At 57.0% G+C, this 15,359-nt stretch carries 12 protein-coding genes; 5 read left to right on the top strand and 7 right to left on the bottom strand.

The window, feature by feature from the left end; translation table 11 throughout:
* The first annotated feature begins 36 nt into the window (after positions 1–36).
* Together BLU18_RS11950 and BLU18_RS11945 are read left to right on the top strand one after the other, a co-directional pair.
* On the top strand, positions 37–855 hold the full coding sequence (locus tag BLU18_RS11950) for a hypothetical protein (protein ID WP_092635380.1): 819 nt from the start codon (positions 37–39) through the stop codon (positions 853–855).
* An 85-nt stretch (positions 856–940) separates the two neighbouring features.
* Entirely contained in the window at positions 941–1,354 is a 414-nt protein-coding gene (locus BLU18_RS11945; protein WP_092635378.1) for a helix-turn-helix domain-containing protein, read from the top strand.
* A gap of 345 nt (positions 1,355–1,699) precedes the next feature.
* Here the strand turns inward: BLU18_RS11945 and BLU18_RS11940 are convergent, their stop codons facing one another.
* Both BLU18_RS11940 and BLU18_RS11935 read right to left on the bottom strand, forming a co-directional pair.
* The gene (locus tag BLU18_RS11940) at positions 1,700–2,581 is read right to left on the bottom strand and encodes a helix-hairpin-helix domain-containing protein (protein ID WP_176791243.1); all 882 of its coding nucleotides are present in this window, start codon (positions 2,579–2,581) and stop codon (positions 1,700–1,702) included.
* Between the two features lie 113 nt (positions 2,582–2,694).
* Entirely contained in the window at positions 2,695–5,847 is a 3,153-nt protein-coding gene (locus tag BLU18_RS11935; RefSeq protein ID WP_218124098.1) for a DEAD/DEAH box helicase, read from the bottom strand.
* A gap of 211 nt (positions 5,848–6,058) precedes the next feature.
* Between BLU18_RS11935 and BLU18_RS11930 the strand changes: the two genes are divergently transcribed.
* Positions 6,059–6,382: a DUF6788 family protein gene (locus BLU18_RS11930; RefSeq protein ID WP_092635372.1), complete on the top strand. Its 324-nt coding sequence runs from the start codon at positions 6,059–6,061 to the stop codon at positions 6,380–6,382.
* Positions 6,383–6,745: 363 nt separating this feature from the next.
* Here the strand turns inward: BLU18_RS11930 and BLU18_RS11925 are convergent, their stop codons facing one another.
* The 5 genes from BLU18_RS11925 to BLU18_RS14940 all read right to left on the bottom strand — a co-directional run bounded on the left by BLU18_RS11925 (position 6,746) and on the right by BLU18_RS14940 (position 13,000).
* A complete protein-coding gene (locus BLU18_RS11925; protein ID WP_092635370.1) occupies positions 6,746–8,023 on the bottom strand; it encodes a Cdc6/Cdc18 family protein in 1,278 nt (425 codons plus the stop codon).
* Between the two features lie 1,183 nt (positions 8,024–9,206).
* Entirely contained in the window at positions 9,207–11,372 is a 2,166-nt protein-coding gene (locus BLU18_RS11920) for a type B DNA-directed DNA polymerase (RefSeq protein ID WP_176791242.1), read from the bottom strand.
* A gap of 2 nt (positions 11,373–11,374) precedes the next feature.
* Positions 11,375–11,680: a DUF8156 family protein gene (locus BLU18_RS11915; protein ID WP_092635366.1), complete on the bottom strand. Its 306-nt coding sequence runs from the start codon at positions 11,678–11,680 to the stop codon at positions 11,375–11,377.
* A gap of 2 nt (positions 11,681–11,682) precedes the next feature.
* Positions 11,683–12,519 carry a hypothetical protein gene (locus BLU18_RS11910; RefSeq protein ID WP_092635364.1) on the bottom strand — a complete coding sequence of 279 codons (837 nt, stop codon included), beginning with the start codon at positions 12,517–12,519 and terminating at the stop codon, positions 11,683–11,685.
* A gap of 337 nt (positions 12,520–12,856) precedes the next feature.
* Entirely contained in the window at positions 12,857–13,000 is a 144-nt protein-coding gene (locus BLU18_RS14940) for a hypothetical protein (protein WP_176791241.1), read from the bottom strand.
* Positions 13,001–13,038: 38 nt separating this feature from the next.
* On the opposite strand from BLU18_RS14940, the gene BLU18_RS11905 reads away from it, so the two are divergent.
* Together BLU18_RS11905 and BLU18_RS11900 are read left to right on the top strand one after the other, a co-directional pair.
* Positions 13,039–14,355 (top strand): RNA-guided endonuclease InsQ/TnpB family protein, encoded by a 1,317-nt coding sequence (locus BLU18_RS11905; protein WP_176791240.1) that lies wholly within the window; start codon positions 13,039–13,041, stop codon positions 14,353–14,355.
* A 314-nt stretch (positions 14,356–14,669) separates the two neighbouring features.
* Positions 14,670–15,356, top strand: a complete 687-nt coding sequence (locus BLU18_RS11900) for an SOS response-associated peptidase (protein WP_092635502.1) — start codon at positions 14,670–14,672, stop codon at positions 15,354–15,356.
* Positions 15,357–15,359: the final 3 nt, after the last annotated feature.

The following is a 15,359-nucleotide window of genomic DNA, read 5'->3' as shown; positions in this document are numbered from 1 at the left end:
CCGAGGGGTGGAGGCGCATTCCAGCCTCACCGAATTATGACAGAGCGACATCTCAGAGCCGTTCTGGCAGAAGCGGAGCGAGTCGCAGAGCAGTACGACCAGATCGCCCAAACCACGAACTCCCCTACACACGAGTATCTCCGGTACGCTGTACTCCGACTCCTCGAAGGCGATGCCAACGCGATCCCCGAGGAGGTCCCGCAGGTCGATGGCGTGACGGTCGGATACGGCCGAGATCAAGCGATGTACGACAGTTGGGGGTCCGACGTCGAGTGGTGGGACACAGTACCGCCACAGGACGACTGTACGCGCTTTCGAGTGTTCTACCCTGAGGACCAAACACCGGTTCCTCGGGGCATCCTCACCGTGATGGCCGCGCTGAGGGCATGGCGAGTCTGGGAAGGGAATGCCGCCACCTGTGGCTCCTACGATCATCGAGAGCGACGAGAAGTCCACTTTCTCTGGCCGGAGGGGAACCTTGCGGAAGCACTCTTGGAAAACCGGATTCAGGAGATTGGAAGCGCTGTCGCTCCAGACGGCGGACAGGCGGGAGACGTCCGCGACCGAATGCTCGTATCAGACGGCTCCACCTCAGCTGATGATCTCGAGCCCCGCACAAAGCGCGCTGTCGAGGAAGCGATGACCGTCTCCCTACTCGCCAAGGGTGGTCGCTACGAAGTCGAAGCGGCGTCCGGAAATCGATACGAAGTCGATATCATCGGGCAATCCTGTACCTGTTCCGATTGGCAGCAGCGCGCTCCAGACGGGGGCTGCAAACATATGCGTCGCGTCGATCACGAAATCAAACAGGGGCAGGTCCCACGTCCAGATGGTCAGCTTCCACCACAGGTGTAAGCTCCTGTCTTGCTTCTCAGTCGCTTCTGCGTGGTAGTTTACTCTGGGGTAAACTACTTTGGCGTACTCGATTGAACACACCAATATGGACGATGGCCTTGGGAACGGTGAGAACACGGCACCACGGGAACTCATCCATTTCGTCACTCAGCAGACGCGGTTTGCCCTAATCAACAACATCCTCCAGCACCCCGAGCAGCTTCCTTCGATGTACGAACTCGAGGAGCTCAACCCCAGCGTGAGTGACGCCACTGTCTACAAGCACATCCAGAAGCTGATCGATGAGGGCATCGTGAAGGAGGTCGCCCTGGACGACGACCAGCGCCGACAGGGCTACCCCTGGAAGTTCTACGGTCTCACCGAAGAGGGTCAGGAGTTCCTGGAGGAGCACAACCTGCTCGCCGCTGAAGAGACGCTCCAACAGATCTACGACACCATCGGCGATAAATCCGAGAAGATGGTCAAGTACGAGAACGCGCTTCGTCCCGACGACATCTAATGGAACGTTCTATTCCCGAATAGTTTGCTATTCATACTCTTCAGCCCGTGACGGGGCGATATCTGTTTAACCAACAAATCTATACCGGTACGCACTTTGTTGGTTAACATGTGAGCAGCCGATGCTTTACGAATCCTCCATACCGCGAGTGTCGTTTGAATCTCTGATCGCATTCACCTCCAGCTATTCGCTAACTTGACGTATTCGCAACGACCGGTTGGATGGCAGTCACCACGGATAGGACTAGGTGATCGAAGCTATGTTCTCCGCCACTAAGTACCGGTTCGACTCCGTTGGCAGGTCAAGCGTGTGGGACTGTAAATTCCTCAAACCCGGACTCACTGTCTACATCCTCAAACCAGCGTGTTCCAAAAGAGATTCTGCCTTCTTTTCACCGATATGCTCGACGTTGGTTAGGTCCTCAATGGTCGCAGTACGAAGATCACCTACCGTCTCATACCCCTCTTGAGTCAATTTAGAGATCAACACCCGACCCACACTCGGAACATCTGCCGCGAAATCTTCTATCGAGGTATCGTCTGGTATCTGTTTATCTGCTATTGGACTGGGTTCTCCTGAATTATTTTCTATGTAGTCCAAAAGTTTCGAAACAGTCCCTTCGCCAATCTGTTTAATATCAGTTAGTTCATTAGCCGTTGCAGCACGTACGTCTCCTACAGTCTCATATCCCTCTTTTTCGATCTTCTTTCGACTGGTATCTCCGAAACCGGGGATCTGCTCCGAAATCTTGCGGAGCTCAACATCGTTCGAGATAGCTGATCGGTCGCTCGCTCGATTCCAATCTCGATCTCCCGGTATCTGATTCTGGGTGAACTCAATCAACCGCTCTGCTGTTTCCGTTCCAACTCGGTTCACTCTCATTAATTCGCGATTGGAAACTCCCTCCAGATCACCGAGTGTCTCGTAACCCTCGTTTTCCAGATTCGTTACGATAACCGGTCCTGCACGTGGAATCTCGTCCACTACGGTTCTGATAGACGTTTCTGGTGTGAATTGAGTTTGTTGAGTCTGATATCTCTGTGGCTCTTGAATTTTCTCGTGGAGCCGATTAGCCATCTCAAAAGCCCGACTGAATCCCTCTGGTGGAGCACCGAGTGATGCTAATTTCGTCTGTTCATCCTCTTCAGCATCTTCGGAAGGGATCTCATACTCCTCAGGTAGCCCAGTCCAGAATTCGTCAAGAGATTCTTCGAGCGAATCATTCACACCCTCAACTGATGCATTTGTTGCGGAAAATCGATGTCTCCACCACGTCGCACTCGGTTTTCGTGAGTCCTGGTTGGTCTCCTCACTGTTGACGAGTTGTCTATTAGACCAAGTCATACCAGAGAGTCTGCTGATAACGATACGAGGTTGCGAAGTTCTTCATCCGATAGTTCAGTTATCCACTCGTCGCTATCGGCCAGTACCTGTTCTGCTAGGTCACGCTTGCTCTCAATAATTTGGTCGATCGATTCTTCGATCGTTCCTCGACAAATCAGTTTGTGTACCTGTACGTTATTGTCTTGCCCAATCCGATACGCTCGGTCAGTTGCTTGCTTTTCGACGGCAGGGTTCCACCACCGGTCATAGTGGATAACGTAGTTAGCCGGCGTGAGATTGATCCCGGTGCCACCAGCATGCAGTGATAACAAGAAGAAACAGGATCCCTCAGTGTTCTCAAATTCGTCAATCATCTCTTCCCGCTCCTCCTTCGCTGTCCCCCCATAGAGGTAGAACACACGGTGGCCTTGACCTCGTAAGTGTTCTAACAGCAGCTCCGCCATCTGGGTGTATTGTGTGAATATCAGTCCCTTCTCGTCATTAGCTCCTATCTTCTGGACGAGGTCATCAAGGACGTCAAGCTTGCCCGATCGACCACTGATACGCTGATCGTCGTTAAGATACTGACGTGGGTGATTACAAATCGATTTGAGATTGCCGATCAGCTTCAGAATTCGCCCCCTTCGTTCGATATCCTGGGACTGCTCAATTTGCTCAAAGATTTCATCGGCTACTGCCTTGTATAGGGTTGCTTGTTCCTCAGTGAGTCCACAGTACTCCTTTTTTTCCAATTTCTCCGGAAGATCGTCGATTATCGAGTTGTCAGTTTTCTCACGTCGCAGCACAAATGGACGTATGAGTTGTCTGAGCTGCTCCATCTTCTCAATATCTCCCTGTTCCTCAATAGGCCGAGAAAAGGCGTTTCTGAATTGGCTCTCGGTGCCAAGTAGTCCGGGATTGCAGAACTCCATAATGGACCAAAGTTCACTCAACCGGTTCTCAACGGGAGTTCCAGTTAACGCCAACCGATGATGAGCCGACAGTGACCTTATCGCCTGTGTACGACTGGCTGATGTGTTTTTGATCTTCTGTGCCTCATCAAGAACGATCCTATGGAACTGAATGTCTCGCAGTAGTTCGATATCGCTCCTCGCCGTCCCGTAGGTAGTAATGATTACGTCGTGGTGTTGTATGGCGCTGGCAAGGTCGCCCCCCGACATTCGACCTTGGCCGTGGTGAATATGTACCGTCAGATCTGGTGTAAACTTATTCGCCTCACTTTTCCAGTTGTATACCACAGACAACGGACACACTACAAGTGTCGGACCAACCAAGGGATCAACGGAACGCTCTTGAACGAGACGGGCGAGTATCTGTATCGTCTTCCCCAGTCCCATATCGTCCGCCAGACAGCCACCAAAGCCGTGATCTTCCAGATACGAAATCCAGCCTAGGCCCGTTTTCTGATACGAGCGCAACTCCCCGTCAAACCCAGACGGGGTGTCTATTTTCTCGGCCCATATCTCGAAATCCTGCTCAAACAACTTCTTGAACGTTCCCTCTAATCTCTTTTCGACGACCGGGAGGCTAACTCCGTCGTCGCTAATCTCAGTATCCGCTTGAAGCGCTTCCTCAAGAGTACGTTCTTCTTCACGATGGAGGAGGTCTCTTGCCGATTTGGCGTCATCGTCCTGTACTGAGACCCACTTTCCCTGGAAGTGTACGAGCGATTGTTTGAGTGTGGATAGTTCTTCCAACTCGTCTTCAGAGAGACTGTTTTCCCCGAGAACGATCTCCCAGTCGAACTCACACAGCTGTTCAATTCCCAGACCGCTACCAGTAGTCTCAAACTCGTCATCGGCGTCAGAGACGACCAGTCGAGCACCCAGTCGTTGCGGCGGCTCTCCCCACCAGTTTGGAAGAATCACTCCAAATCCTGCTTGCCGGAGAACTTCTGCATATTCCTGTAGGAATTCGGCGGCATCGCTGTTCGATAACTCTATCGCAGTCGGTTTCGATTGGTCGAGTTCTTCCTTGAGTCGTGGATATAGCGGGGATGCGCGCTCCAGTTCGTTTTTCAGTATCTCAGTGGGCTGGTTGAGATGGCGTGCGAGTATTTTCGATGTGGAGCGATCCGAGTTCCACAGTTCGCTCGCCTCAACGACGAGGCTCGGGTCGTCCTCAGATTGCAGGAGCAATTCGAGCATCCAACCGTCAGGAACAACCGGTTCCGTCTCCGACTCCGAAATCAGCATATCAGTTTCCACTTCAGGCTCTTTCAGCTGGAAACAGAGCCTGACTTCTTGCTCATCCCCTGTCACGGGAGGGCGTGTCCACTCGTCGAGTTGGTCTCGAAGTTCAGCGATCGCCTCGGGAGCAGCATCGATCGGCTCCCCGGTCCTTTGAAGCGTGCGGATCCATTGTTGATGGGCTGATTCCACTTTGTCCGTGGCTAAGTCCGTCTCAGTCGGGGATAAGCGCTCTTTCGACAGCGCATTGACCACTTGGTCTAGTGCGCGCGTCAAGACATCCCTTGAGGAACGACCGATTGGATCATTAGGGGATCCTCGGTTGAGGATAGGCTTCGATCCAATCCCTACGGATGTCCGTGCGAGCGGTGGCATCGCTTCCATCAGCTCCGTAATCAGATCAATATCAGCTTCCCTAGAGGGGTACGCACGCCAAACACCGGTAACGGACCCGTCCTTCTCTGCGAGGTGTGGTACAACCCGCCCAGATTCAACGTACGACTCTGCTACCGAGCAAACAGAAGACCAGTACTTGACGGTCCGTCCCGATTTGATAAGGTTTTCTCCGTGACTAATCGTCTCCTTATCAGTTGAAGATGGCTGCGAAAGATATGAGAGGATCAATGGAGCGTCTCTTGGATCGACTTCCACTGCTGGGATGAGCCACGGAGCGAGTGATGTGGTAGTCTCTTGTGCGTTCTCTTCCCGAATTGATGGGGACGGCTGAGGATTATCTTGACCTGACGGCAAATAGACTGTGAGAGTGATCATCTCCGTATTTGCGTTTCCATACCCCGCATATGACAGAATATCGTTGAGAGTCTGCTTGTCAACAGCAAACGGATGCCTCTCTCCACCTTTCGAGTCCTGTTCCTTTGTTCGCAAACGAGGAAGTGTCGAATCCTCTGCCCAGAGGTATATTTTCCCGCAATCGTCCGTGACCGCATGTAAGATGAACATCCCTCGTATGTGTTCCGTGAAGTTTGGTGGGTTAGTGGCGATTTAGTAGCTCGTAGTATAATTGCTAAGGGTGTACATCTTCGCGTCATAAATTCATTCATAAAGAAGTTGCGAGTAATGTTACAGGTAGCGAGGACTGACTGATATTACCAACTTAACCAACAAAACTATGGATTAGCGGGTTATGTTGGTTAACACGAGGCGACCGCTGATGTCCTACGAGCCACCGACGCCGCCGGCGGAACTCCCGACAGACCTCGTCAATACGCTCAACGAGTCCTCTTCTGAGCAGCTCCAGCGCGTTGCCCGCTACGCTGAAGAGCTAGCTGAGCACAAAGCTGGCGAGGCACGTCTCGAAGAGGATTCAGATGAAAGCGAAATTGAAGAACGTCCCGACGATCTGCCGGACGACGTCCCGGCGAAGGCCACGATCACGATCAAGGAGATTAACGACAACCGCTACTACTACTGGCAGTGGCGAGAAGGCGAAAAAGTTCGTTCCCAGTATAAAGGCCCCGTCAGTCCCGACGAGTAGACGGTGGTGAACCGTAGCCGGAGGTTTGTCAAGCGCAATTAGTAGCGTCGCAGAGGACACCCCCCAGAGTGTGAATGGGTTCAACCCACCCCACACCCCTCAGTGTGAATGGGTCCGGTCAGTCCAAACAGGTAACACTCGGAGAAAAAATACCCACCCCACGTTTCCGTCGTAACTGGAGGTCGGTGGAGGGAACGCAGCCACGATCGAGGGGATCACACCCCCCACGTTTCCGTCGTTTCGTCACCCGGCCAAAGTCGATTATTGGGAGTAGAAGACGACCTCGGATCCCCCACCCCACGTTTCCGACGTATCGAGAGATACACTCGTGATCAGGGGTGTGGTCAGCGACCGAAACGGGAGCTAGGCCAGGTCTTCCAGCCGGCTATCCCGGAGGACAGATTTCAGCACGATGCCGGTATCCTGAACCAACCGGTGCTCGAGATAACTGCCTTCACCCCGGCCACCCCCGGTCCGAGTAGATTCAACGACACCGAGGAACGCCTGCTCTTTCAACAGCTCGTAGACGCGGTGCTCGCTGAGAGTCTTCGCATCGGCCTTCTCTGTCGTCGCTTGATACCGTTCGTAAATTCGGTTGGTAGAGAATCCATCCTCGTTCGGATTCTCTTCGGTGAGCAGCGCGAGCGAATAGAGGATGAATTTGACCTGTGTCGTCGACCCGCGTAGCAGCTCCTCGAAGCGATCGATTTCAGCCCACTCCTGGGCATCGCGAACGTGTTCCTCGACGACCGTCTCGACGTTTTCTCGTTCGGCCAGTTCGCCGGCGTGACGAAGAATTTCGATGGCCTTTCTGGCGTCACCGTGTTCTTGGGCAGCTAGTGCCGCCGTCAGCGGGATCACATCATCAGAGAGAACGCCATCGTGGAACGCGTCCCGTCGGTGCTTCATAATCTCGCGCAGCTGATTCGCGTCGTAGGGTTGGAAGACGAACTCCTCCTCGCGAAGACTGGACTTGACGCGTTCGTTCAGCTGGTCGCGATACTCGATCTTGTTGCTGACTGCGATGACGCCCAGGTGGCAATCCGCTTTCCCCGATTCGCGAGCCCGCGAGAGCTGCATAAGAATATCATCGTCATCGAGTCGGTCCACCTCGTCGAGAATGATGATGACTGACTCGTAGGCAGTATCCAGAATCTCCCAGAGATAGTCGTAGTATTCCCCGCTGCCAATCCCTGCGCGTGGAATATCGAAGTCAGTCTCGTCCGTTTCGTTGAGTGAACGAGTCACCGTCCTCGCGACGCGTGTCTGTGTGTTGTGCTGCGCGCAGTCGACGTAGACCGTGCCGACGGACACACCGTTCGACTCCGCGGCTCGGCGGGCTCGTTCTGTGACGTGACGGGCAACGAGCGACTTCCCCGTACCCGTTTTCCCGTAAATAATCACGTTGTTGGGCGGATCGCCACGAACGATCGGCCTGAGTTCAGCAGCAACGGCCTTGATCTCGCCATCTCGGCCGACGATACGGCCGCTTTCAGGGACGTGGCCAACCTTCAGCAGTTCCTTTCGAGCGAAAATGTTGGCTCGGTCGGGGTCGTCTTCATCAAAGTCAAAGAGGGGATCGTCAGCGGGATCCTCGTAGCGGCCGTCGAAGTCAGAGAGTTGGGACGGTTCCTCAGCCATCAATATCAGATATCGCGGATGGGACCTACTTAATGATTTGGCTACCTCGACCAGAGTGTAAATCGGGCTATGGTCGTCTTCTGATGTTTTGTCGCTGGCGTATCATCCTCACAAAGGGTCGAGTCGGTCCCGAGTGAAATCGGATTCGGAGCGAGAGTTACCGCCGCAGACGGGCACCCCCAATCCAGAGTGAAAACGCCAGACTGGAGCGGGTTTGACACACCCCTGGTCAAGAGTGAATAGCCCTCCATACGGGAGCAGCGTACTTGGTTGAGACGACACCCCCCGTCCAGAGTGTATCTCCCGAACCTGGTAATCAATCATTTCTATGAGAGGACACATCGACCCTGGACGTCTGACGCACGGCAGACACCCCTCGTCCAGAGTGAAAGCGTAGGTGTGACGAGCAGGAGTGAAGTGTGAACCTCGAGTGATGCTGACGAGCGTTCGTCGGCACCCCCAATCAAGAGTGAAGACACAGGTCAGATCTCCAGCCGAAGCAAAGCAGGGTACAATCGGAACTGTCGGGATCGGGTATCTTGATTCCGAGTGATGAGGGAGATCGGGAGATACCAATCCCGATTTCGGCTTTGATGCCGGTTCGCTGGTTGGCGAATAGTCAGAATGACGATTTTCCTTCAACGTCTCATAATACGCGGACGATGAAATCTAACCCCCACACCCCTCGTCCAGAGTGAAACGCTACGAGAGTCCCTCGGTTGACCCGGCGGAAACCACACGACGAGTCGGCTGGAAAGTACCGAAATCACAAGACGTGAGACGAGTATCCCTCGAACAGCAGTCGTCACACAGTCGAAGATCCTCTAAACATACCAATCTCCATAGTATTACCTAGAGGTTTTATTACTACCTACCTCCTACCACTCCCCAAGTGCATTCAGCACAAGAAGGAGGACGAAGGCGGCATTCGTCCGGGTGGTTTCGAACCGCTGCTCGTGTTCGCTGTTCCATTTCCTCCGTGTTCTCCCGTCTCAAGCAGTCTTTCCGCGATTCCTGTTGCTTTCTCCCCACAAGAACCCCCGTTTCCCGTGGACCTCACCCCACTCTCCGATTGGTTTTCACTCTGGACGAGGGGTGTGTGGGCGAGGTATTCTCTCCAGCTCCCTTCCGTGTCTTCACTCAGTATTAACCAACAAACCTCCCGATACCTCGATAGTGTTGGTTAACCACTCTCAATCTCGGTGAAGGCGTCCAAGTCCGTTTCCCGAGTTTCCGCGATCTCGCGTTGAATCTCCATCCGATCCCAGCCAAGTGGTGCCAGCACACTCTCGACAGCTCTGACGAGTTGCGTCTCGTAGTACGACGCATCGTACGACTCTATCTCTTCGTGGGCTAACGCGACCCGCTCTCGCGAGCTCTTCTCGTCGTCGACGACCACGTACTCGATGTCCTGTCCTGGGTGGATGGCGAGGTCCTGGTCCCGAGCCCGCTTCAGCGCCGCCACGTTCTGCGTATTCTGCGTGTACCCTTCCAGCGGCTTGGAGACACGATTCCGTTCGACGAGCTGCTCGACCGGCACCGTTCCAGCGTGGAGGCGCTTGATCGCGTCCTGAAGACAGTCGAGTACGGTGTCCGGAGATTTAGTCGCACCGAGCCGTTCGAGACAGTCCCGCTGGACGTCCTCGATGAACGGTGGGGTTGAGCGCTGCCGGGCTTCGATACCGCGTATCTTGAAATCGTCGTCGCCGGCGACCTTCCCGAAGTACTTCGTCAACGCGCCGGCGTCGCTCTCGCGCTGCGGCACGAACGCCACCCAGTCGTAGTGGGCTTCGTGTTCGAGCCGGATCTCGACCTCTTCCGTGATTGCCGTCGCGAGTGCTTTGAGGTCTTCGCGGTTCTCGTCGTCGACGTCAGGGTCCGGGGTCACCCAGATGGAGTCAACGATGCCGTGGACGACCCGCCAGCCGCCGGCTTCCAGTTGCTGTTTTGCCGTCAGCAGAATTTCGCGAGCGAATGCGTTAATCGCCTCGTGGCACTCAATGCGGCCGAACTTCGCGTTGCTGAATCCCTGATAGCCGAAGCAGGCGACGAGGATCCACTTCAGCGCTCCCGACCGTCCCTCGAGTTCCACCAGCCGGTCCTCGTCGGGGTTGTTCCGTTCCTTCTCGCGACGAATGGCCGCCTTGATCTCGTCGCGCGCGTCGATGATCGGCTGTAGCACGTCGACAAGGTAGCCCCGGTCGTCGCAGATCGAGTACCCGAGGCCGGGGACGTCGTCGCGGTCGCTGTGGCAGTCACACCGGATGACGTCCGGTGAGACGTTCCGCGTACAGATGATGTTCGGGTACAACGAGGAGAAGTCGAGTTCGTGGACGTTCTCGTGAAGCCCGACCTCGGGCGCGAAGATGAAGCCGCCACGGTCGGCGTCGTGGAGCGTCCCCATCGGCTTGAAGAACTCGTGGCGCCAGGAGTTCCACGGGACGAGGACACCGCGGTCGTGGGCCTCGCAGATCTGGATCGCCGTCAGCACGTTCCCGATTGACGCCCACGCGAGCTCCTGGACGGGCTTTTTCGAGCGCGACACGAGGTCGATGACGCCCTCGAGGTTCGTCTCCCCGTAGAAGAACGTGTTCGACTCGTCGATGATCGCCCGTCCGGGCACGTTGTACCGCGCCGGTGAGTGACCGACGCGACCGTAGCTCGAGTACGTCGACCGGCTCGCAAGCTGCTGGTAGTCGACGTCCGGCCACCGACTCAGCGAGAAGTCGCCGACGCCGGCGTCCGTCGCCATCTTGTACAGCGTCGGGACGATCTCGCTGGTTGAGCAGACCAGGACGTCCGGATCGTGTGCTTCGAGCACCTCCTGGACGGCGGTCAGGATATCCGTCGGCGAGCCGGTGACGGTGTCGCCGGCGACAGACAGTTCCCCATAGACGTCGTTGCTCGTTTCGGTCACCGGGACGCTGAGACGGAGCGTCGAGAGCTCGCTCGCCGGCGTCGGATCGGCGCCGGTCTCCAGACAGTACCGGAACTCTCGCGAGAAGTCGACGTTGAAACAGGCGAGATCCCCGATTGGATAGTCCGACAGCTGGCGTGCCTGCCGGGCGAGTGGAGTGACGCGATCGATGTGGGCAACGTCGACTGCGAGAACGGCCTCCTCGTCTCGTCGAAAGCCGGGGCGTCGCGCAACCATCTCGGTCGCGACGACGTCCGGGTGCTGGTCGTACACCGACTGGAGTGTCGTGAGGTCGAGGTCGGCATCAGGGTCGCGAGCGGCGACGTAGAAGCGTGGGGTGTAGTCTTGGCGCTCGGTCGCCACGGCGCTGTCGGCAGTTGCCTCCCACTCCAGGACGCGGCCGTCGTCCAGAAAGTCGATACTGAACGACATCGTCACGGGTTCGCGTCCGGTGGGGCACTCTCCTGGTCATCGCGTGCTGCGACCGCGGCTTCGAGCTCCTCGAGGCGTTCCTCGTGGTCGTCGAGGCGGGCCTCCTGTTCGAGATCGATGCTGAGTAGCGCCGGCAGCAGCGGGTTCTGGTGGTTCAACAGCCCGCTCGCGTCGGCGTGCTCGCGGGCGTACTCGAATAGTCGGTCGAAGCGCGGCTGGTCGCGACGCCGCAGTGCCCGGCGGAACTCCGTCCAGCGCTCTTCGATGGCCCGCAGCGCATCTCGGTACGTCGGGTTTGTGCGCCCCATCGCTATCGACCTCCTGTTCCGGTCGCGGTCCACGCATCGAGCAGGGGATTCGCGGTAGCCGACACCGTCTCACCGTCAGCTGTGACGCCCGTCCCGACGCCTTTGGGAGTCGGCGTCGACGGCGCCGGCGTCGTCGGTTCCACGCCGACCTGCGTGGCGCGTGCCGCGAGCAGCTGCCGCCAGTACGCGAACGTCGTCTGGTAGTACGCGCCGTCGTCGACGGGATAGACGAGCGTCTCGAAGTCCTCGCCGACGACCCGCGGCCCCATCCGGGTTTGCTCGCACTCCAGGTGGTGGTCGGCGACCGTCGCGATTGATTCGGTGAATTCGTTTCGTTCGTTTCGCGTAACGAGCACCGGGATGTCATACCCCTCGGCGTAGGTCACTAGCCGGGCGAGGGTTCGGGCCTGGAGGGTTTTCGCGTGAGTCTCGCCGAGGGTATCGTCGGCGCGGTACTGGGCGTCGACGGCCGGCGCGACGATGAGAGCGGGCGTGTGGGACGACGTGTCCTCGTCGCGACTCGGTTGTCGACCGGCCGGGCCGGCGTCGGTGGTGGACATCTGGATCGACTTGTTCACTGCCGTCGGGAGATCACAGCTGGCACCGTAGTGCTGGTAGGCGGTAAATCCGCGTGCCACGTGGATTCGGTTGAGCAACCGTTGACTGGGGGCTATCTGCGTCAGCGTGGCCGTCGTCGCATGGCCGTTTGCGTCAATCCAGAAAGCGGGCCCGTCATGTAAGAGGAGATGATCGAGTACCAATGACTGAAGAATCGGTACACCCCGATCACCTTCGACATCAAGGAGAGTTATACCGTCCTCAAGGGAGGGAAGCAGCATTCCGTCCGTCGCGGGGTCGGCTTGATTAGCCAGATTCTGGTTGCGGTCAGCGCTCCGTGTTGGCTGGTCTACCGCCAATCGGTTCGACGTCGATGTGGAGCGGTCGGGCATACTCCAATAGATGGCCACGTACCAGATAAGCCGCGGCGTGTCGCTTCCGCATTTCCAAGGAATGACTGAGTAATGCGGTAAATCGGACTCAGGCGCTGGATTTTGGCGACCGTCCGAAGGTTTCCGAGAAGGCTTCCAGAATGACCTTGGTTCGGATGGTTCGTAGCGAGTGGGCCCATCCTTTCAGGCTGGGTCTGAGCGACAACACGGCCCCACAATCCAGGTGCTACGGCTTGTCTGGATTTTCCACCGCCTCTAGACCGGCTTCGATAATCTCTTGATAGGCTTCTTCGAGGTGCTTGTCCTCTTGTTCGGCGTAGTCTTTCACCCGCCCATTCAGTGTGTGCGAGATGTCGATGTTCGGTCGCATCGTTTGTGTCCAAAAGACATTTAGACATTCAGAAACAAATGTCTGTTGTCGTGAGGCGAACCAATACGTTCGCGGTGCGACCGCTCTCCGAGCAGGATGAGCAACTGCTCCGCGAGTTGTTGGACGCCTCCGCCAGCCTGTGGAACGAACTGAACTACGAGCGCCGTCAGAACTTCTTCGACGGCGACTCCGTATGGGATACTGCCGACTACCGAAAACAGTACGTCGGTGTCCTCGGCTCCGCTACTGCCCAACAAGTCATCCGTAAGAACAGCGAGGCGTGGCGGTCGTTCTTCGCCGCCTGCGAAGATGGCGAGGACGCCGCCCCGCCCGGTTACTGGGGCAACGAGGAGGCCGGTAGAGAGTTGCGGACGTACATCCGTAATGACTCCTACACCATCGAAACTGGTGAACGGAGTCGCCTCGAAATCCCGGTCGGCCAAGACCTGAAAGATGAGTACGGACTTGGCTACTACGACCGCCTACGGCTCGAAGTCTGCGGCGCTCCCAAGTGGGACGGCGAACAGGGCCGATTGGAACTGTACTTCGACGAGATCGACGACACGTTCAGAGCCATTCAGCCTGTCACTGTCCCGGATTCTCGACAGGATTCACCACTAGCCGACGAATCGGCTGCTCTGGATGTAGGCGCGAACAACCTCGTCGCTTGTACCACCACCACCGGCCAGCAGTATCTCTACGAGGGACGCGACCTGTTCGCCCGCTTCCGTGAAACCACCGAAGAAATCGCGAGGCTCCAATCGAAACTCCAAGAGGGCCGAAACAGCAGTCAGCGGATTCGATCCCTGTACCGCAAGCGAACGCGCCGCCGCGACCACGCCCAAGACGCTCTCGTGCGGAATTTGATCGAGCGACTATACGACGAAGGTGTCGATACGGTGTACGTCGGCGACCTTACGGACGTGCTGGTGGACTACTGGAGCGCGGAAGTGAACGAGAAAACCCACCAGTTCTGGGCGTATCGCTCGTTCATCGATCGTCTCGCCACGACCGCCGAGGAGTACGGTATCACGGTCGAAGTCCGCTCAGAAGCATACACGACGGCGGAGTGTCCAGTGTGTGGCGAACGAGAGAAGACGGAGCGGGACGGCAACGTGTTCCGCTGTTCGTGTGGCTACGAGGGGCACGCCGACCTCGGTGCGTCACGGACATTCCTCGAACGACAGGCTGGCGTAAATCTGGACGTCGGGTCGATGGCACGGCCTGTGCGCCTCAAGTGGGACGACCACATTTGGTCGGAGTTCTCACGCTCTCCCGAGAGGGCCAGTCCCAACGAGGAGCGCACAAACCGGAGTACTCGCACGGGGAAACTTGCCTCCGTGGGTGCGGCATAGCCAATATCCCCACCGGAGGAATCCCATTCCCCTAAGGATGGGAGGATGTCAATGGGCGCGATCTGGGCGAGTTTACTAGTTGTCCACAGTCCCGATACGCTTCGCCGTGGCGCTTCCGCGTTTCAGGAAAGCCACGAGATAGATGGCAGCCCAATCTCGGTCGTCGTGTTTTGCGGACGATTGACTATTTCCGCTGCTGCTCAGTTAACCAACACACCGGATCTTCCGGGGCTGTTTGTTGGTTAAGAACATCGGCGCTGACGCGAAGTTCCTGTGCGATTACGTTGAAGATGCTACCCTCCGAACTCCTCGGTATGTGTGGCCGAAACTCGCTCTTCATCGACCAAGCAGACCTCGAGGCCCGCTTCGATGCCGAGGTCGTCGCGGACGGCGGGTACACACCCCGATACAACATCGCGCCTGGCGACGACCTCCACATCATCACGAACGAGGCCTCCGACGAGATTGACGCCTACCACTGGGGGTTGATTCCGTTCTGGGCGGACGAGCCCGAGGAGGGCATCATCAACGCTCGCTCCGAGACTGCCGACGAGAAACGCGTCTTCGAGCGGGCGTGGAAATCACGTCCCTGCCTCGTCCCCTCGTCAGGGTTCTACGAATGGAAATCGCCGAACGGCGGGTCGAAGCAGCCCTACCGGATTTACCGGGAGGACGACCCCGCATTCGCGATGGCTGGGCTCTGGGACGTCTGGGAGGGCGACGACGAGACGATCTCGTGCGTCACGATTCTCACGACGGAGCCGAACGACCTGATGAACTCAATCCACGACCGGATGCCGGTCGTCCTCCCGCAGGACGCCGAGTCCGACTGGCTCGCCGCAGACCCGGACACCCGCAAGGAACTGTGCCAGCCGTACCCGAAGGACGACCTAGACGCTTATGAGATCTCGACGCGAGTCAACAACCCTGGCAACGACGATCCCCAGGTCATCGAGCCGCTGGACCACGAGCAATCGGGCCTCGGCGAGTTCAGTTCCTGATAG

The sequence above is a fragment of the Haloplanus vescus genome, assembly GCF_900107665.1.
GTDB lineage: Archaea > Halobacteriota > Halobacteria > Halobacteriales > Haloferacaceae > Haloplanus > Haloplanus vescus.
The sequence above is the reverse complement of the archived record's forward strand: the minus strand, read 5'-3'. Positions and strand labels throughout refer to the sequence as shown.

Coding starts and splice junctions, on each gene's coding strand:
- BLU18_RS11900 (WP_092635502.1), top strand. CDS start 14,670: ATGTGTGGCCGAAACTCGCTCTTCATCGACCAAGCAGACCTCGAGGCC.
- BLU18_RS11950 (WP_092635380.1), top strand. CDS start 37: ATGACAGAGCGACATCTCAGAGCCGTTCTGGCAGAAGCGGAGCGAGTC.
- BLU18_RS11925 (WP_092635370.1), bottom strand. CDS start 8,023: ATGGCTGAGGAACCGTCCCAACTCTCTGACTTCGACGGCCGCTACGAG.
- BLU18_RS11935 (WP_218124098.1), bottom strand. CDS start 5,847: ATGTTCATCTTACATGCGGTCACGGACGATTGCGGGAAAATATACCTC.
- BLU18_RS11920 (WP_176791242.1), bottom strand. CDS start 11,372: ATGTCGTTCAGTATCGACTTTCTGGACGACGGCCGCGTCCTGGAGTGG.
- BLU18_RS11915 (WP_092635366.1), bottom strand. CDS start 11,680: ATGGGGCGCACAAACCCGACGTACCGAGATGCGCTGCGGGCCATCGAA.
- BLU18_RS11945 (WP_092635378.1), top strand. CDS start 941: ATGGACGATGGCCTTGGGAACGGTGAGAACACGGCACCACGGGAACTC.
- BLU18_RS11910 (WP_092635364.1), bottom strand. CDS start 12,519: ATGCTGCTTCCCTCCCTTGAGGACGGTATAACTCTCCTTGATGTCGAA.
- BLU18_RS11930 (WP_092635372.1), top strand. CDS start 6,059: ATGTCCTACGAGCCACCGACGCCGCCGGCGGAACTCCCGACAGACCTC.
- BLU18_RS11905 (WP_176791240.1), top strand. CDS start 13,039: ATGTCTGTTGTCGTGAGGCGAACCAATACGTTCGCGGTGCGACCGCTC.
- BLU18_RS14940 (WP_176791241.1), bottom strand. CDS start 13,000: ATGCGACCGAACATCGACATCTCGCACACACTGAATGGGCGGGTGAAA.